We start from the raw sequence: 18693 nt of genomic DNA, 5'->3' as shown, positions 1-18693 counted from the left end.
AAAATGGATTTTTTTAAACTCAAAGAAAATGGTACCAATATTCGAACCGAAGTTGTAGCAGGATTAACAACTTTTTTAGCCATGGTTTATATCATTCCTGTAAATTCAAGCATAGTAGGCAATACAGGCATGCCGATAGAAGCTTTAATTACTGCAACTGCTTTAATTACTATTGTTGCAACTGCTTTTAATGCCTTTTTTGCTAATACTCCAGTAGCCATGAGTGTTGGAATGGGTTTGAATGCTTATTTTACTTTTGCAGTTTGCTTAGGACAAAAAATACCATGGCAAAGTGCCTTAGGGGCAGTCTTTATCTCAAGTATTATTTTTCTAATCCTTTCTTTTACCCCCTTTCGCCTTTGGGTTATACGCAATATACCTAAAGATTTGCGCTTAGCCATTTGCGCAGGGATTGGATGCTTTATCGCTTTTTTAGGCTTAAGTCAAATGGGCATTATAACGCCAAATAAAGATACTTTAGTCAGCATAGGAAATTTTAAAAATCCCCATGTGCTTTTTGGAATTTTTACCCTCATTTTAATTGTATTTTTTTGGGCTATAAAACTAAGAGGGGCTTTTATTTTAGGAGTTTTAATAAGCTCTATTATAGCTTGGATTTTTGGGATTGATAATGCAAGTTTTCCTAAGCAAATCCTTTCTTTACCTAATTTTAGTAGTGACAATGGCTTAGGAGCTATTTTTTTAGAACTTGATATCAAAAGTGCTTTAAATATCACTATGATACCTATTATCCTTACTTTTTTTATCACTCAACTTTTTGATAGCATAGGCACTATCACGGGTATAGGCGAGAGGGGTAAAATTTTTGATGATGCAAAAGATGGAGAGAAAAAACTAGGTAAAACCCTTATGGCAGATGCTACAGGTTCAGCTCTAGGTGCACTAGGCGGAACTTCGACTGTAACTGCTTTTGTAGAAAGTACAACAGGGGTTGAAAGTGGAGGTAGAACAGGACTTACCGCTTTAGTTGTGGCTATTTGCTTTGCTTTCACACTTTTTTTGCTCCCACTTTTTAAAGCTATTCCCGCAAATGCTATATATCCTGTACTTGTAATGGTAGGAATTTTAATGTTTATGGAAGTTAAAAATATAGACTTTAAAGACAGTGCTATTGCAGTAGCTAGCTTTTTTACTATCATTATGATGCCTTTTACTTATTCGATTACCGCAGGTTTTGCCTTTGGTTTTCTTTCTTATTTATTGGTTCGAATTTTTAAGAGAGAATGGGATAAGATTAATCTTGGTATTATAGTTTTAAGCTTAATTTCCTTAGGAAATTTCTTACTCATTGCTTTGCAATAAAAAAAGGGGACAAAAATGATTTTTTATTCTTATGAAGAATTTAAAGAAGATGTAAAAATTTTGGCTAAAGAAATCAAAGAAGATTTTAATCCTGATGCACTTTTAGCCATAGCAAGAGGAGGAATGAGTTTAGGACATTCTTTAGCAGTTGCTCTTCAAACACGCAAGCTTTTTGCTCTAAATTCTATCCACTATGATGATACAAAAAAACTTGATACTATTGAGATTTTTAATATTCCTGATCTTAGCAAGTACAAAAAAATTCTACTCATTGATGATATTGTAGATAGTGGGGAAAGTTTGGCTGAAATTAAAAAGGTTTTACTTGAAAAATTTCCACATATAGAACTTAAAGTTGCTACGATTTTTTATAAAAAAACTGCACTTTTAGAACCCGAATTTAAGGTAAAAGAAGCTAAAGAATGGGTTGAATTTTACTGGGATATTCATATTGATTAGAATCTGCTATAATAACGGCTTTTAATCTTAGGAGTTTTATTTGAAATTAAAATTAATATCCTGTATTTTACTCTTTAGCACAATCTTTGCTTTTGCAAATGAGCTTGATTTAAATGATTTTGAAGAAGAGTATCAAAGCTATAAAGTAAATGACCCACTTTATGGGTACAATAAAGCAATGACAAGCTTTAATGTAGCTTTGTATGATTATAGCCTTCGTCCTATTCTTAAAGGCTACAATGCTATCACTCCTGAATTTATTCGCACGGGCGTAAGAAATTTTTTTGATAATTTATTTGCACCCCTACGCTTTGTAGGCAATGTCTTGCAATTTAAATTTGAAGAAGCAGGAGAAGAATTTAAAAGATTTAGTGCTAATACCATTATGGGTTTTGGTGGGATTATGGATCCTGCAAGTAAAATGGGACTTAAAAAACACCCTGCTGATTTAGGAACTGTTTTAGCGCATTGGGGAGTGGGAAGCGGTTTTCATATCGTTTTGCCCATACTTGGACCTAGCAATTTAAGAGATACATTAACCCTACCTGCAACTTGGTATGCAAGCCCAACAGCTTATATCGATCCCACTTGGGCAAGCATAGCCATAAGCGCCTATGGCTTTGGAAATGAACTTAGCTTTAGACTTGATGAGATTGATGAGATTTATTATAACACTCCTAACTTATATCCGTTTATACGCGATGCTTACGAGCAAAGACGCAATGAACTTAGTAAATAAAGGAAAAAAATGAAAAAAATATTTTTAATTCTAGCTTTATCTTTAAATATTTTTGCCTTACAATTAGATGAAATTTCTAATACCATGCAAAAAAATATCAATAAAAGTCTACAACTTCTACAAAACAACAAAGAAGATAAAAAACAAGCTGCTGATGGAATTTTTCTAATTTTTGATCATATAATTGATTATAAACTCATGGCTCAACTGAGCCTTTCTAAAGATTATGCTAAATTAAACCCTAAAGAACAAGAAAAATTTGCTAGTGCTTTTGAGGCAAGCCTTAAAAAAAGCTTTACAGATAAACTCGATCTTTATAAGGATCAAGTTTTAATGGTAAAAAATGGAGAATTAAAAAACGCAAAACGATATTTTTTAACCTCTTCGATGATAGTAGATGGGGAAGAAAAAAATATCATCTTTAAATTTTATAACAATAATAATGATTGGCTTATCTACGATATCGATGTTTTGGGTGTTAGTATAGTTCAAACCTATAGATCTCAATTTGGGGATATTTTAGCAAACCAAGATTTTGATACTCTACTTCAGAAACTTGAGAATATAACCATAGAATAATGTTTGCGAAATTCTTAAAAATTTTTATTTATCATCCAAAAAGTACTTTTTTTGCTACTCTTTTTATATGCTTATTTTTAAGCTTTTTCGCTTCTAAATTAAGCGTAGATGCAAGTGCTGAAAGCTTGCTTTTAGAGGATGATAAAGATTTAAAAATTTTTAGAGAACTTTCTAAACATTATAAAAGTGATAATTTTTTACTTTTAGCTTTTAAACCTGAAGATGAAAACCCTTTTTCAGGTAAAAATTTAAACAAATTAAAAGAGCTTCATCAAGAATTAGAACAAGTTTCATTAGTCAAGCGTGTTTTTAGCATTATCAATGCTCCTTTGCTCCAAAGTTCAGAAAATACAGACTTAAAAGAACTTTTAAAAAATATTCCCAATATACAAAGCAAGGATATTAACCTCACCAAAGCTCAAAATGAAATTTTAAACAGTCCTTTTTATAAAAACAATATCATTTCAAAAGATGGCAAAACAACAGGACTTATCATCTATCTTAAACCCGATACAATCTATAATGAACTCATAGAAAAACGCGATCTTAGCACAGATGAGAATAAAAAAGAGCAAATTCGCTTAGCAATTAAAAAACACCAAGAACAACAAAAAATCATTACAAAACAAGGCTTAGATACAATCAAAAATATCATCAAAAAATATGAAAAAAATGAGGATAGATTCTATCTTGGCGGGGTGAGTATGATTGCTGATGATATGATAACTTATATAAAATCTGATCTCATGCTCTATGGAATTTCTCTTGTGTTTTTATTAGCATGTGCACTTTATTGCTTTTTTCGTGCGTGGCGTTTTGTATTTTTACCTCTCTTTATTTGTTTTATAAGTTTAAGTGCGGCAAGTGGCGTTTTTGCTCTTTTAAATTTTCAAATCACGGTTATTTCTTCAAACTATGTTGCTTTGGTCTTAATCATCACTCTAAGCGTAGTCATTCACCTCATCACACATTTTATAGAAATTAGCAAGCTTTATCCAAAAGCTAAAATCGAACGCCTTGTACTTCAAACCCTACTTGCAAAAGCAAATCCTAGTTTTTATGCCATCATTACAACCATGATAGGCTTTTTCTCCCTCATGCTTTCAAATATAGAGCCTATCATAAAACTTGGTATTATGATGAGTATAGGTATAGGACTTGCACTTATTTTTAGCTATTTATTTTTAGCAAGTATTTTAGTGCTTCTTAAACTCAAAAAATACTACAAAAAAGAATTTAAATTTAATTTCTTAGCTTTTTGTGCTAAAACAAGCCTAGATCCTAAAAAACGCTCTATTATATACATACTCTCTATTACTACTATTATCTTGGCTCTAATAGGAATTTCTAAACTAAGAGTTGAAAATTCTTTTGTAAATTATTTTAAAGATGGAAGTGAAATCAAAAAAGGCTTATTGGTTATTGATAAAAATTTAGGCGGAACCCTGCCTTTGGATATTATCATTCGTTTTCCTGATAATAAAAACAACCCTAGTTTAAATGATGTATTTGATAGCTTTGAAAGCGAATTTGATGCTCTAGCAACAAAGGATACTTATTGGTTCAATTCTCAAAAAACGCGTATTGCAAAAAAGGTGCATGAATTTTTAGAAAATAAAGAATTCATAGGTTCGGTTTTAAGTCTTAATAGCCTTTTAAGTCTAGGAAAAAATATCAATGATGGCAAGGATTTAGATGATTTTACTCTTGCGTTTTTAAACGAAAATTTACCCCCAGAACTTAAGCAAGAACTTCTTTCACCCTTTGTTAATATAGAAGAAAATGAGTTAAGATTTAGCATACGCATTATAGATTCTGATCCAAAACTAAGGCGTAATGAATTTCTAACAAATCTCAAGCAAGAGCTCGAAACACTTTTAAAAAATGATGGTGTGGAAATTCAAATCACAGGCATTATGCTACTTTATAATAATATGCTTCAAAGTCTTTTTTCATCACAATTTGATACACTTGTTTTTGTTATCTTAGTTATCTTTGTATTGTTTATCATTATTTTTAGAAGCTTGAAATTTTCAATTATTGCCCTACTGGTTAATATCATTCCTTTAAGTATGGTTTTTGCCCTTATGGGAATTTTAGGCATACCTTTAGATATGATGAGTATTACCATAGCTGCTATAGCCATAGGTATAGGCGTGGATGATACCATACATTATATCTATCGTTTTAAAGAAGAAATAAAAACCAAAAGCGTAGAAGAAGCGATTTTAGCTTCACATCTTAGCATAGGATCGGCACTTTATTATACAACCATTGGTATAGTTTTAGGTTTTAGCGTTATGATGAGTAGTAATTTTATTCCTACGATTTATTTTGGAGTTTTAACTGTATTTGTGATGATTTTACTTTTAAGTGGAAGCTTATTTTTGCTTCCAAGTCTTTTGGTTACAATTTATACTAAGAAAACCAAAGCTTTAAACCCGCATAAAGCACATAAATAAATACAACCACTAAAATATACTTGATAAAATTTCTCACCCTTTTCCTTTATTTAAAACTTTTAAAACAATCCTTGTAAGTTCCAAAGCTTTAAAACGATGCGAAAGTTGGTTTTTTTCATTATGGCTAAGTTCTGCTAAAGTTTTATCAAAGCCTTTAGGGATAAAAAGGCTATCATAGCCAAAGCCATTTTCACCTCTTTCTGTGTTAATTACATGTCCGTGCATAGTTCCATGCATTGTCCATTCACCCTCTAAGCTTACCAAAGCGATAGCAGCTACATAATGAACCTTACTTTTTTCAAAGCCCAAAACTCTCATTTGTTTTACAAGCTCATCACGATTGCTTTTATCATCTCCCTTACCACTAAAACGCGCAGAATAAATTCCTGGCTTACCGCCCAAAACATCGACACAAATTCCGCTATCATCGCTTAAAACAATAAATTCATTTTTTTGATTTTCATCCAAAGCATTAAAAACCGCTCTTGCTTTTATAAGAGCATTTTCTTTAAAACTATTGCCATTTTCTTCTATTTCAAAGGTGGTTAGAATTTCATCAAAGGCATAAATTTCAAATTCTTTTAAAAGTTCTTTTAATTCTATAACTTTGTGTTTATTGCTTGTTGCTAATAAAATTTTCATTATCTTGCTCCAAAAATTGAATTATTTTCGCTAAATTATCATTTTTAATCCCTTGCCAAACTAAGAAAAAATCAAGTATATTCCATATAAAAAGAGCGACGATATTAAAAATCCATACTACAAGCATAGAAGATGAATCAAAAAAACCTGCAATAAGTAAACCTATAAAAATAAAAGCCCACATTGCCATTTTTGCAAAACCAAGCCCCATATCCCCTTTATAAAAACGATCAAAAGTAAGCCCTGATAAAATAAAAGCAGGTACTACGCCTAAAATAAGCCCTATAATAGGATTTTTCAATTCTAAATAACAAAAACGAAACAATGTTTCATCGCTTAAAGTTTCAATTTTATCTTTATAAGCTGCCAGCAGCTCTATATTTACTTTACCTTCCATTGCCAAAGAAAAAGTTTGAAAACGATTCATAAACCCATCCTTTTAAAAAATTAAAATCTTACTTTTTTAAGCCTTTTAAAAAGATAAAATAAAAAACTTAACAATCCTTAATATAATTCATAGTAAAATTATCTTTTTTTGTAAAATTTAAGATTTTTAGGAAACCAAATAATGCTAAATAATGTCTTACCCCTATCTTTTATCGTTGGAACAAGATTTTTTGGACTTTTTATAGTTTTGCCTGTGCTTAGCTTTTATGCTCTTGAACTCCAGGGTGCAAATGAATTTTTAGTAGGACTTCTAGTGGGTGTTTATGCTCTAACTCAAATGGCTTTACAAATGCCTTTTGGAATACTAAGTGATAAAATTGGACGCAAAAAAACCATGCTTATAGGACTGATTATCTTTATCATAGGCTCTTTAATCTGCTCTTGGGCTGATAATATTTATACAATGCTAATAGGCAGAATGCTTCAAGGTGCAGGGGCTATTGGTGCAGTAGCTACAGCAATGATTAGTGATTTTATCACTGAAGAAAATCGCGGTAAAGCTATGGCAATAATGGGATCTTTTATAGGACTATCTTTTGCAGCTTCTATGGTAATCTCGCCTTTAATGAGTGCTAAATGGGGGCTTTCTAGTCTTTTTGATCTTAGTGCTGTTTTATCGCTTTTGTGTATTATCTTGCTTTATACCGTCGTTCCAAAAGAAAATAAACTCACCCATGAAAATACCAAAACTCCTTTTTTTCATCTTATTAAACAAAAAAATTTAGCCCTAATGAATTTTACTAATTTCATGCAAAAAATGCTTATGAGTATAGCATTTTTAAGCATTCCTATCATTTTAGTAAAACATTTAGGCTTTGATGAACATAAACTTTGGATTGTTTATACAGCATCTATGATAGCAGGCTTTATCGCCATGGGATTTTCAGGAAGTTTAGGCGAAAAAAGAGGCTTAGCAAAGCAAATTTTACTTTTAGGGATAGCTTTTTTTATCCTTTCTTATATCTTTTTTGTTTTTTCTAGCACAATTACTTTCTTTATCGTTGCGGTTGTGATATTTTTTATAGGTTTTAACTTGCACGAGCCCATTATGCAAAGCTGTGCTTCTAAATTTTGTAAAGTACATGAAAAAGGCGCAGCTTTAGGACTTTTTAATGCTTTTGGATATGGTGGAAGTTTTATAGGAGGTATAATAGGAGGTATATTTTTACATCTTAATAAATTAGAATTACTGGCTATTATTTTAGTGATTTTGTCTATTGTTTGGTTTATAGCTTTGTTATATTTAAAAAATCCTTCTGAATTTAAAAATATTTATTTGCCTTTAGAAACGACTTTAAATTTGAGCGAATTTGGTAAAAATTTAGGCGTTGTAGATATATACAAAAACTCAAAAAATCTAGTCATTAAATTTGATAGCAAGCTAACAAATAAAGAAGAATTAGAAAGTAAAATTTAAATCAAAAATAAAAAAAGCTTGAAATTTGATCTATAATTTTATTTTCTAAGGAAAGCTGACAACGCTTTTTATCACTAAGATAAGCTGTGCGAGCAAACAAACTCGTTTTTTGCAGAGTATTTTTAGAGCCAATTTGTATATTTACTTGCATGGTATAATAATTTTCAATATACCATTCCCCATTATTTTCAAAAGGATCAAAATCATAAAAAAATCTTCCCGAACTTGTAATTCTTTGAGCGTAGGAATGCTTTTTAAAATCTACAAGATTGATTAAAATTTCATAATCGGCATTCAAAGATACTTCTTTTAATCCTAAATTTTTAAGTCTTAAAGCTAATTCATCTTTTAGAGTACTTTGAATTTTGCTTGGATTTTGCAAAGTGATACTAAAACTTTGCCCTTGTTTAGCCTTTAAAAAAATGCCTTCATTGCTTGTTTGTATAGAGCTTTGAACAAAGGCAGGCTTTGCGCAAGCACTCAAAAAGAGTGCTAGAAATAAAACTGAAATTAGACGAATTTTTCTCATTATTTGATGATGGTTGGAGTAGCACTAAGGCCTAAAGAACGATATTTTTCATAAAGAGAAAATACTTCTTTTAACTCGCTATCGCTCACCTTTGGATAAGATTTGATATTTGCATCATAATATTTATTTAAAATAGCTATTTTCTCATCATCACTCTTAGCTTTTTTACTCTCTTTGTAAATCAATGCTGATTTTTCAAAAGCTGATTTACCATGCACTGGGGTTAAGATATAATTGACTTGATAATTTTTAAGCTCATCTTTAATCTGTGCCAAATGATCTCTACAATAAGGACATTCTGGATCTGAAAATACATAAATAGCGGGTTTGCTTTTATCGCCTAAAGCTATAAGCATTGTTTCTTTTTGAACTACAGGTTTAACATTTTTAGTGAAATTTGCTCTAGCCTCTTGGAATTTTTTCATTTCATATTCTTGAGCATAAGAAGTTTTAGTTTTTAAATCAATAATATCAGGAACGATAAGATTATCTTTTGTAAAAAGAATTTGCTCTTGCTTTTGTCCTTCAAGCGTTATCGTAACAATTACGCTTTCAAAACCTGTATTTCCAACCTTTTGGCGATTACCTACACTCACTGTTGCATTTGGAAATTGTGCTTTAATGCTTTTGGAATAAAAATCACTGATTTCAGAATTGCTAGCAGCAAATAAAGACATTGAGCAAGCAAGGATTAAGCTTATTTTTTTCATTTATTTTCCTTAAAATCAAATATTAAGATTTTATTTTATAATGATATTCTAAATATTTGTTTTTAAAAATCTTTTTTCATCCTTTTTTTGCACCCTCTCATCTTTATCAAGATATTCTAAATAAGCTATGGCATATTTTCTTGAAAGATTAAAACGCTCTTTCATACTTTGTATATCAAGGCTTTGACTCTTTAAAATTTCTAAGCACTCTTGCATAAGCTTATCTAAGGCATTTTTTTCTACAAAAAGATTATGAGAAAGTCTTATAACGCAATTTTGCTTGGTAAGTTTTTTTAAAATTTCATCTCCACTTTTTCTGTCTAATTCTAAAAATTCGTATAAATTATAAGGTGCTTGAGGTTTTATGCCTTGTTTTTTAAGTATATTGTATAGCTCATCGTTGTTTTTTTCCCTAAGCTTTTCATAATTAATTCCTTTTTTAAAATACACTCCCTTTTCAAATTCAAGTAAATTTGATAGATTTTGAAGTCCAAATTCACAAAATTCCGCACTAGCCCAAGGAAGTCTTAGAGCTAAAGAGCTTGCTGAAAGCATGGCATAAGGATTTTTTTCAAGTATAAAAGAAATGAATTTTTTAAGCTCATCTAAGGCTAAGAGATTATAAATATTAAGATTTTTTTCATCTATAAAAACTCCATTTAATTCTTTGGCTAAATTCAAAGCTTCTTCATGACTTAACTTAAATCTTTGATAACTTGAAAGCAAGCCAAAGCCATATTTATGCGTATTTTTTAGAAATTCGAAAGCTTTTTTTAATTCTTTATTTTTCAAAAGCATTAAAAATTTGTTTTTTTGCTCCTTTTTCAAAGGCTCACTCACAGGATTTAAAACCTCTCCTCCGCCCACAACACGATTATTTTGCAATAAAATAAATTTTTCATTAAAACATAAAAAAAGATTTTTTTCAAATTCAAGATGAGCAAAAAATTCATTATTTTCTAACTCTTTTAAAATGCTTATCTTGCACTCTATGCTTTTTGCACCCACGCAAAAAAGCATTTTTTCATTTTTTAATCTTTTAGCTTTAATCAAAACATCACATTCTTTAAAGCCCTTAAAAAAACCTTTTTTACTTAAAACATAACCTTTTTTTAATTCTTTATAATCACAATTTAAGCTCAAAGCCACACGGTTAAAAGCTGAAATTTCAGCAAAATTACTTTCATGATTTTGTATATTTTTAACCACAAGTTCTTTTTGATTGTCAAGACAAATGATTTTTTCATTGAGGGAAATTTTGCCCTCATTAAGGCTTCCAGTAACTATAGTTCCTATACCTTTTAAAGAAAAAACCCTATCGATATAATAACGAAAAACAAGATTTGCATTAGCATTCTTACATTCTAAATTTAAAAGATAATTTTTTAAGCGCTCAATGCTCTCTTGATCCTTTATCGAAGTGTGAAACACTTTCATAGGTATAAACTCAAGTGAGTTTAGAATTTTTTGCTCTTGTTCCTTAGGATTTTCACATAAATCGCATTTGCTAAGCACCAAGATAATATCTTTGACACCTAAAAGTTCAAGTACTTCTAAATGCTCTATACTTTGTTCTTTTAAGCCCTCATTGATATCAACTACAAACAAACAAGCACTAAAACCAAAAGCCCCGCTTATCATCGTTTTAACCAAGTCTTTATGACCTGGCACATCAATAAAAGAAAGGTGTTTTTGCTTATAGTTTAAATTAGAAAAACTTAAATTAATGGTAATTTGTCTTTCTTTTTCCTCTTTTAAACTATCTCCTTCAAAACCATTTATAGCTTTAATCAAAGAAGTTTTTCCATGATCAATATGCCCTGCAGTACCAATTAATAGCGAATTCATAAATTTTCCATAGTATTGATAATTTGAATTAATTTTGATAAATCTTTTTCTCTAATTGTCCTAAAATCCAGCACAAAAGCTTCATTTTCTATGCGACCTATGATATTTTTTGCTCTAAATTTTTCTTGCAGTTTTAAAGCATTGCCATTAAAAGCTAAAACATAAGTTTCTAAAGTTTTATCAGGCATAGAACCACCCCCTACCAAACTTTTACTCATTTTCAATTCACTTTTAATCTGAATTTCATTTTGTACCCTTAAAGCTTTTTCTTTAATATGAGCGATTTCATCATTTAAAAGCTTTAAACTTGTGATTTTTTCATAATCTTTTTCAAGATAAATCTTAAGACTTTCATTTAACAAAGCAAGTGTGATTTTATCTACTCTTAGCATTCTTAGCAGTTGATTTTCTTTAATTTTATCAATCAATTCTTTTTTACCCAGTATAATTCCAGCTTGCACACTACCAAAAAGCTTATCCCCACTAAAGCTCAAAATATCGCAATGCTTTATCAAATCTTTGATTTTAGGCTCATTTTTTATTAGTTTTGGATTTAAATTCTCACACCAACCCGAACCTAAATCATAATAACTCAAAAGTCCTTTTTCTTTTGCCAAATTTCCTAAATCCTTGATGCCAACCTCGCTATGAAAACCAATCAAAGCAAAATTAGACTTATGGGTTTTTAAAAGCATTTTAGTATTTTCGTTTATAGCTTTTTCATAATCTTTTAAATGCGTTTTATTGCTCGTACCTACTTCACAAAGCTTTACTCCTGCAGCTTTAATCACTTCACTCACACGAAAACTTCCGCCAATTTCAACAAGCTCACCCCTTGAAGTTACAAGTTCTTTGTCAAAACAAAGAGAATGAAGTACCAAAAAAACTGCTGCGGCGTTATTATTTACAACCAAAGCATCTTCGCATTCAAAAAGCATTTTAAGTTTTTCAAGCACCAAGGCATAACGACTTCCTCTTTTACCGCTTTCTAAGTCAAATTCGATATTAGCATAATTACAAAGCACATCTTTGGACTTTTCAAAAATACTCTCATCAATAACACTACGCCCCAAATTTGTATGAATAACCACACCCGTAGCATTAATGACACTTTGTAAATCTTTGCGTAAATGTTTTTGAATTTCTTGCTGTATTTTTTCTAAAATAGTATTTTTATCTAGCAAATCTTCGCTTATATTCGCCTTGAGTTTAGCGACAACACTTTTGCAAAAATAAGATCTTAAATAAAAAGGATATTCTTTTAAACTCTCATCATCAATCAAGCTTCCAATTTGTGGAAAAGTTCTAAATTTGTTCATCTTAAGCCTTAAGAAAATATTTGGTTATTTTACCATAGAATTTGGCAAATTGACCATCAAGGAAAATCAATGAAAGACTTTGTTTTCATACAAAATGAAAATCTTATTCCCTTGCCCGATGAGATAAATATTTGGGAAAATTGCAAAGATGAAGAAGTTTTAATTTCTAATGAAAAAGCACAAAAAGCACAAATTTATGCTCCAGAAATCAATTTTTATCTTAAAAGTTCACAAGATGAAATTTTAGAAAAAAGTAAAAATATATTAAAACTTTATGAAGCTAGGGCAAATGTCTATGATTTAGGGCTTGATTTAGAACAAAACAAAGAAGTAAAAAACCGCATTATTTTAGTAGATTCTGATGATACTATGGCTGATTTTTTAAAAAAACAAAACTTTAAAATCATAAGCTTAAAAAATGAAGAAATTCTAGCAGTATTTGGCAGCATAGGCGAGCTTTGTGCTGTGATTTTAAATCAAGGAGAAGAAGTAGAAATTGATTTTGATATTTTACTTTTTAATACAAATTCTAACGACATTCGCAAGGATTTTACAAGACAAAGTGGCTGTTATAATATTAGCAATTTTAAAAATCAAGAAAGTTTACTGAAATTTTTACAAGATAAAAGCCCAAAATACACATACAAAACCTATATTACCTATGATTCTAGCGTATGTCAATACCACGAAAGACGCAGTGAGCATTGCGCAAAGTGTGCTGAAATTTGCCCTACGATAGCTATTTTAAAAGATGATGAAAACAAGCATTTAGAATTTTCTCAAGTAGATTGCCTAGGCTGTGGAGGCTGTATCAGCGTGTGCCCTAGTGGTTCGCTTGATTATGCACCCATGCCTAGGGAAAGTTTTTTTGAACTTTGTGAATTTTATAAAGAAAAAAAGATTTTAATCATACCTAAAAAAATGTCTTTAGAAAATTTAAATATAAAGCTACCCAAAGATGTTTTGCCTTTTATGATAGAAGGTGAAAAGTGGCTTTCTTCTATGCATTTTCTAACTCTTTTGCAAAGCAGTGGTGCAAATTTGGTTTTTTACACGGATTTTATTTCACGAGGAAGTGCTGAAGCAATAGATCTTTTAAATACTTTTTTTGAAAGAAAATTTCAAAAAGAAGCTATTTTTACCGCTAAAGATGAAAAAGAATTGCAAAATGCTTTAGGAAAGCAAGAATTTATAGAAAATTTAAGTTTTGATTTTCACAATAACACTCTTACTACTAGAGAAAATTTTGCCAAAAGAATGCAAAATTTGATCCAAAATGATGATTTTGGCGTAAAAGAAAGTGGCGAATGGTTAAGATATGGAAAAATAGAAATCAATGCAAATACCTGTACTCTCTGCCTTTCTTGCGTAGGAGCCTGTAATGTAGGAGCTTTGATTGCTGATACTAAAGAAAATGCACTTAAATTCAATGCTTCATTATGCACCACCTGTGGATACTGCGAAGTAAGTTGTGCTGAAAAAGATACTCTAAAACTTACGCGTAGTGGAATGGAATTTAATCCCAACTATTTTGAATACCAAACCATGGCAAAAGATGAACTTTTTGCTTGCATAGAGTGTGGAAAAGAGTTTGCCACTAAAAAAGCGGTAGAAAAAATTGCGAATTTGATGAAGCCTAAATTTGGCAATGATGAGAGCAAGATAAAAACCCTTTATTGTTGTGCAGACTGCAAAGCAAAGGTAATGATAGAAGCAATGAGAAAAGGATAAATAATCAATCAATTGGCTCTGATTTGATATTTTCTATAGCCCAAATCATAGCCTTTTCTATTACACTCCCATGAGTTTCATTCTCAAAAAGTTTAAATTCAACTTCACAAGCACTATGATTTAAAATTTGCATACCAAGTTCTTTAACACTTATTTTAGCTTTAGCTTTCTTAATGCTAGAATTACTCTCAGCCGAACCTAAAGCCATATAAATTTGAGGACAATTTGATAAAGAAATTCGTTTAGGTATAAATTCACTACCACCCCACCACAAAGAAGGTGAAATAATAAAATAATGGCTAAAAAGCTTTGTATCATTAAATAAAGTATCTAAAGCAAAAAGTCCGCCAAAAGAATGTCCAAAAAGAATTTGAAAATCTTCACTGGTTTCATAATGTGTATTAATATAAGGTAAAAGCTCTGTTTTGATAAATTGTCTAAATTCAAAGCTACCTCCTCCATTTTGAAATTCCAAACCTTGAACCTTAGGAGTATAATCTTTTGTCCTATGGGTAGTATCAAACGCCAAAGGGCTATCATAACCTATACCAACAATTAAAATATCTTCTTTAGGCAAATAATTATAAAGATTTAAAAATCTCGAAAAAAACGCATTGCCATCAAGCAAATAAATTACCTTATATTTTTTATATTTTATTTTACTTTTTGCCACAAAAATTCGATAACTTGTATGATAATGCGTTAATTTTAAATCTTTCTCTATAAAAAAGTAATCTTTTGCTTTTTCTATAATAGGAGTAATTTTTTGATCTGGTTTTGAAAAAAGTGGAATAGTTAAAATTAAAAATACAATACAATATCGGCAAAGAAAGCCGATATTTTTAAAAATTAAGCAAAATGAGCTTTGATTTGTTCTACCCAAGCGTCAATTCTTGCTTCAGTTTGATCTTCTTGATTGTCATTATCAAGTGCAAGACCTACAAATTTTCCATCAACAACTGCATCGCTTGATTCAAATGTATAGCCATCAGTTGAAACTTCACCTACTAAATTTGCGCCTGCATTTTTTAAATTTTCTGCAAGTTTTCCCATACCGCCGCAGAAAGTGTCTGAATAGCTTTCACTATCACCCATTCCAAATACAGCTACAGTTTTTCCACCAAGGCTAAGACCTGAAAAATCAAAACCATCCCAATCATCTTGTAAATCACCACTTCCCCAAGTAGAAGTTCCACAAATTAATTTATCATAAGAATTAATTTTAGCTGCATCAATATCTGCAACATTTAAAACATCACTAATTCCTAATTTTGAAGCGATTGTATTTGCTGCTCCTTCTGTATTTCCCATAGCACTTCCATAAATTACTGCTACTGACATTATTTTCTCCTTATAAGTTTATTTGTTATTGAATACGGAACTAATTTTAACATAGTTTTATTTAAATCGCATAAAAAATGTTTTATTTGAATAAAATGTGTGAATTTTTTGTTACGCGGACAAACTATGTAGATTTGTTCAAATTGATTTTGATATATAAATTTAGATATTTTTTGAATTTCGTTATCGATATTTAAATTTTGAAGATCCACTTCCTTGCAAAGAGGTAAAACGGCAATTTTATTATCTATGATAATCAAATTATCATTTTGAACAATGCTTCGATTTTGATTTTGATGAGAAATTTTATCATATACATAAAAATCAAATAAAACTTGCGCATCAAAACAAATTCCTCTAAAATAAGCTCTTAAAAGCCTTAAAATATCGACATTTTGAAATATCTTAGTCTTAAAAATCAAACTCTTTCTTTTTTGAAAATAAGAAATGTTCAAAGTAAGATTTTTATCGATATTTTTTATCTTGCCAAAAGGCGTATGTATCACATCTTGCAAGAAGTTTTGAAAAGGCATTTTTAAATCCTTTGCACTTTTTGCATATGAAAGCGGGATTCTTAAAGCACTATCAATACTAGCATTGTATTGGATCAAAAAAGTTTTGACAAGCTCTTGCTTGCACAAAGAACTATAAACCCGAGGGATAAATTCTCTTTTATCATCAAATCCAAATAGCATTATTCAACCTTAGAGCAAGAAAATTCTTTATCTAAATTAAATATCTTGCAATACTCACAATACACGCAACTTACGCTTCTTTTTGCGCAAACTAATGGAATTTTTCGTTTTTTAGCCTCGTTTTTAATTTTTTTCATAGTATTGTGATTTAAGAAACTCGTAAGCATTACTATACATTCTGTATCACAAGGAATAGGTTTGCGATTGACTCTATTTTCATTGCGCGCATCCCAATGCTCTATTTTTTTTGCACCTAAATCATACAAAACAGCCTTAATAGGTGTTATTTCATCTGCACCAATAACCAAAACTGACATAAGCTCTCCTTTGTGATTTTTATTTTAAATTATTTTGATAATTATTATTATAATATAATCAAACTAAATTTATTTTGAAATTTATTATCATTAATATTTTTTATTAATTTATATTAATTCAGTTAATTTTAATTTTTAATAGATATAATTTCTCAACTAATAAAAATTATTATTTAGGAGAAAATAATGAAAAAATTAACTAACGACTTCGGAAACATTATAGCCGATAATCAAAACTCTTTAAGCGCAGGTGCAAAAGGCCCTTTACTTATGCAAGATTATCTTTTACTTGAAAAACTTGCTCATCAAAATAGAGAAAGAATTCCAGAAAGAACAGTGCATGCAAAAGGAAGCGCAGCTTATGGCGAAATAAAAATTACAGCAGATTTAAGTGCTTATACCAAAGCTAAAATTTTTCAAAAAGGTGAAGTTACTCCATTGTTTTTGCGTTTTTCAACAGTAGCTGGCGAAGCAGGTGCAGCCGATGCTGAACGCGATGTTAGAGGTTTTGCTATTAAATTTTATACCAAAGAAGGAAACTGGGATTTAGTAGGAAACAATACCCCAACATTCTTCATCCGTGATGCTTATAAATTTCCTGATTTTATCCACACTCAAAAAAGAGATCCAAGAACGCACTTAAGAAGTAATAATGCCGCTTGGGATTTTTGGAGTTTGTGTCCTGAAAGCTTACACCAAGTAACTATTCTTATGAGCGATAGAGGAATTCCGGCAAGTTATCGCCATATGCATGGTTTTGGAAGCCATACTTATAGCTTTATCAATGACAAAAACGAAAGATTTTGGGTGAAATTCCATTTTAAAACCCTACAAGGTATTAAAAATCTTAGCAATAAAGAAGCTGCTGAACTTATCGCCAAAGATAGAGAAAGCCACCAAAGAGATCTTTACAATGCTATAGAAAATAAAGATTTCCCAAAATGGAAAGTTCAAGTTCAAATTCTTGCTGAAAAAGATGCTGACAAACTAGGCTTTAATCCTTTTGATTTAACTAAAATTTGGCCACATAGCGTAGTGCCTTTAATGGATATAGGCGAAATGATCTTAAATCAAAATCCACAAAATTATTTTAATGAAGTAGAACAAGCAGCTTTTAGCCCAAGCAATATAGTACCTGGTATAGGTTTTAGTCCTGATAAAATGCTACAAGCTAGAATTTTCTCATATCCTGATGCACAAAGATATAGAATAGGAACTAATTATCATCTTTTACCTGTAAATCGTGCTAGAAGTGAAGTAAACACTTACAATGTTGCGGGTGCTATGAATTTTGATAGCTATAGAAATGGTGCTGCGTATTATGAGCCAAACAGCTATGAAGAAAGCCCAAAAGAAGACAAAAGCTATCTTGAGCCTGATTTAGTTTTAGAAGGTAATGCGCAAAGATATGCTCCTTTAGATAATGATTTTTACACTCAACCAAGAGCGTTGTTTAACATCATGAATCAAAACCAAAAAGAACAACTTTTTGAAAATATAGCAGCTTCTATGGAAGGTGTAGAAGAAAAAATCATTACTAGAGCTTTAGGACATTTTGAAAAAATTTCACCTGATTATGCACAAGGTGTTAAAAAAGCTTTGGGAAAATAATTTTTACTTGCCACTTTTTAGGTGGCAAACTAAAGATTATAAACAAAGGAAAAACGATGATGACACTTAGCTTAGAAGAAGAAAAAAGATTTGCCGAGCTTTGCAAAATGGCTTTTAATTTTGCTAGAAATAACGAATATGAAAATCTTAAAATCATGATAGAAGCAGGACTGAATGTGAATTTAAAAACACATAAAGGCGATACCTTGCTTATGCTTGCAGCTTATAATAATTCTTACGAATGCGCAAAAATGCTTTTAGAAAAGGGTGCGCTTGTTGATGAAAAAAATGATCGAGGACAAACACCTTTAGCAGGAGTTTGCTTTAAGGGCTATTTGCCTATGTGCGAGCTTTTAGTAAAATATGGAGCAAATATAGATGAAAATAATGGCTTAGGTATGACACCTTATAGTTTTGCTATCATGTTTGGCCGTAAAGATGTAGCCGAGTTTTTACTCAAAAGCTCTAAAAAAAGCCTAAGTAAACGCCTTTCTTTAGGAATTTTAAAATTATTTAAAAAATAA

The 18693-nt window shown here is 30.6% G+C and carries 19 protein-coding genes; 9 read left to right on the top strand and 10 right to left on the bottom strand.

The genetic code is table 11. The features are described 5' to 3' along the window. Positions 1 to 3: 3 nt before the first annotated feature. Genes FOC43_RS00740 through FOC43_RS00720 form a run of 5 tightly spaced genes read left to right on the top strand, consistent with a single transcriptional unit; the run spans position 4 to position 5562 of the window. The gene (locus tag FOC43_RS00740) at positions 4 to 1323 is read left to right on the top strand and encodes an NCS2 family permease (RefSeq protein ID WP_002789616.1); all 1320 of its coding nucleotides are present in this window, start codon (positions 4 to 6) and stop codon (positions 1321 to 1323) included. A gap of 15 nt (positions 1324 to 1338) precedes the next feature. After that, on the top strand, positions 1339 to 1782 hold the full coding sequence (locus tag FOC43_RS00735) for a phosphoribosyltransferase (RefSeq protein ID WP_002785706.1): 444 nt from the start codon (positions 1339 to 1341) through the stop codon (positions 1780 to 1782). 40 nt (positions 1783 to 1822) lie between these two features. Further along, positions 1823 to 2521 (top strand): MlaA family lipoprotein, encoded by a 699-nt coding sequence (locus FOC43_RS00730; protein WP_002777810.1) that lies wholly within the window; start codon positions 1823 to 1825, stop codon positions 2519 to 2521. A 9-nt stretch (positions 2522 to 2530) separates the two neighbouring features. Beyond that, positions 2531 to 3100 carry a Tgt2/MlaC family protein gene (locus tag FOC43_RS00725; RefSeq protein ID WP_002777812.1) on the top strand — a complete coding sequence of 190 codons (570 nt, stop codon included), beginning with the start codon at positions 2531 to 2533 and terminating at the stop codon, positions 3098 to 3100. Beyond that, on the top strand, positions 3100 to 5562 hold the full coding sequence (locus FOC43_RS00720) for an efflux RND transporter permease subunit (protein WP_002792144.1): 2463 nt from the start codon (positions 3100 to 3102) through the stop codon (positions 5560 to 5562). Before FOC43_RS00725 ends, FOC43_RS00720 begins: the two co-directional genes overlap by 1 nt. Positions 5563 to 5595: 33 nt before the next feature. Here the strand turns inward: FOC43_RS00720 and rdgB are convergent, their stop codons facing one another. Further along, positions 5596 to 6204, bottom strand: coding sequence for an RdgB/HAM1 family non-canonical purine NTP pyrophosphatase (rdgB, locus tag FOC43_RS00715; RefSeq protein WP_002780486.1), 609 nt, complete (start codon positions 6202 to 6204; stop codon positions 5596 to 5598). Beyond that, a complete protein-coding gene (locus FOC43_RS00710) occupies positions 6176 to 6631 on the bottom strand; it encodes a hypothetical protein (RefSeq protein ID WP_002780484.1) in 456 nt (151 codons plus the stop codon). The genes rdgB and FOC43_RS00710 overlap by 29 nt, the downstream gene beginning before the upstream one ends. Positions 6632 to 6772: 141 nt before the next feature. Between FOC43_RS00710 and FOC43_RS00705 the strand changes: the two genes are divergently transcribed. Further along, positions 6773 to 8068, top strand: coding sequence for an MFS transporter (locus tag FOC43_RS00705; protein WP_002783899.1), 1296 nt, complete (start codon positions 6773 to 6775; stop codon positions 8066 to 8068). A gap of 1 nt (position 8069) precedes the next feature. On the opposite strand, the gene FOC43_RS00700 is transcribed toward FOC43_RS00705, so the two are convergent. Genes FOC43_RS00700 through selA form a run of 4 tightly spaced genes read right to left on the bottom strand, consistent with a single transcriptional unit; the run spans position 8070 to position 12474 of the window. Continuing rightward, positions 8070 to 8597 carry a hypothetical protein gene (locus tag FOC43_RS00700; protein WP_004283518.1) on the bottom strand — a complete coding sequence of 176 codons (528 nt, stop codon included), beginning with the start codon at positions 8595 to 8597 and terminating at the stop codon, positions 8070 to 8072. Further along, on the bottom strand, positions 8597 to 9307 hold the full coding sequence (locus FOC43_RS00695) for a bifunctional thiol oxidoreductase (RefSeq protein WP_002777827.1): 711 nt from the start codon (positions 9305 to 9307) through the stop codon (positions 8597 to 8599). The genes FOC43_RS00700 and FOC43_RS00695 overlap by 1 nt, the downstream gene beginning before the upstream one ends. Positions 9308 to 9355: 48 nt before the next feature. Beyond that, the gene (gene selB, locus FOC43_RS00690; protein WP_004283515.1) at positions 9356 to 11155 is read right to left on the bottom strand and encodes a selenocysteine-specific translation elongation factor; all 1800 of its coding nucleotides are present in this window, start codon (positions 11153 to 11155) and stop codon (positions 9356 to 9358) included. Further along, positions 11152 to 12474, bottom strand: a complete 1323-nt coding sequence (selA, locus tag FOC43_RS00685) for an L-seryl-tRNA(Sec) selenium transferase (protein ID WP_002777832.1) — start codon at positions 12472 to 12474, stop codon at positions 11152 to 11154. Before selA ends, selB begins: the two co-directional genes overlap by 4 nt. Positions 12475 to 12543: 69 nt before the next feature. On the opposite strand from selA, the gene FOC43_RS00680 reads away from it, so the two are divergent. Further along, on the top strand, positions 12544 to 14205 hold the full coding sequence (locus FOC43_RS00680) for a 4Fe-4S dicluster domain-containing protein (protein ID WP_002780476.1): 1662 nt from the start codon (positions 12544 to 12546) through the stop codon (positions 14203 to 14205). 4 nt (positions 14206 to 14209) lie between these two features. Here the strand turns inward: FOC43_RS00680 and FOC43_RS00675 are convergent, their stop codons facing one another. Genes FOC43_RS00675 through FOC43_RS00660 form a run of 4 tightly spaced genes read right to left on the bottom strand, consistent with a single transcriptional unit; the run spans position 14210 to position 16558 of the window. Next, positions 14210 to 15088 carry an alpha/beta hydrolase gene (locus FOC43_RS00675; RefSeq protein ID WP_002787799.1) on the bottom strand — a complete coding sequence of 293 codons (879 nt, stop codon included), beginning with the start codon at positions 15086 to 15088 and terminating at the stop codon, positions 14210 to 14212. Further along, a complete protein-coding gene (gene fldA / locus FOC43_RS00670; RefSeq protein WP_002777839.1) occupies positions 15055 to 15546 on the bottom strand; it encodes a flavodoxin FldA in 492 nt (163 codons plus the stop codon). Before fldA ends, FOC43_RS00675 begins: the two co-directional genes overlap by 34 nt. Continuing rightward, complete coding sequence (locus FOC43_RS00665; protein ID WP_002783868.1) at positions 15546 to 16241, bottom strand: hypothetical protein; 696 nt, start codon at positions 16239 to 16241, stop codon at positions 15546 to 15548. Before FOC43_RS00665 ends, fldA begins: the two co-directional genes overlap by 1 nt. Continuing rightward, positions 16241 to 16558 (bottom strand): DUF2325 domain-containing protein, encoded by a 318-nt coding sequence (locus FOC43_RS00660; protein WP_002777843.1) that lies wholly within the window; start codon positions 16556 to 16558, stop codon positions 16241 to 16243. Before FOC43_RS00660 ends, FOC43_RS00665 begins: the two co-directional genes overlap by 1 nt. 186 nt (positions 16559 to 16744) lie before the next feature. On the opposite strand from FOC43_RS00660, the gene FOC43_RS00655 reads away from it, so the two are divergent. Both FOC43_RS00655 and FOC43_RS00650 read left to right on the top strand, forming a co-directional pair. Then, entirely contained in the window at positions 16745 to 18169 is a 1425-nt protein-coding gene (locus FOC43_RS00655) for a catalase (RefSeq protein WP_002780467.1), read from the top strand. A gap of 56 nt (positions 18170 to 18225) precedes the next feature. Beyond that, a complete protein-coding gene (locus tag FOC43_RS00650; protein WP_002777848.1) occupies positions 18226 to 18693 on the top strand; it encodes a Cj1386 family hemin-binding protein in 468 nt (155 codons plus the stop codon).

Origin of the sequence: Campylobacter coli, from assembly GCF_009730395.1 — a bacterium.
Taxonomy (GTDB): domain Bacteria; phylum Campylobacterota; class Campylobacteria; order Campylobacterales; family Campylobacteraceae; genus Campylobacter_D; species Campylobacter_D coli.
This window is presented reverse-complemented; position numbering and strand designations above follow the sequence as displayed.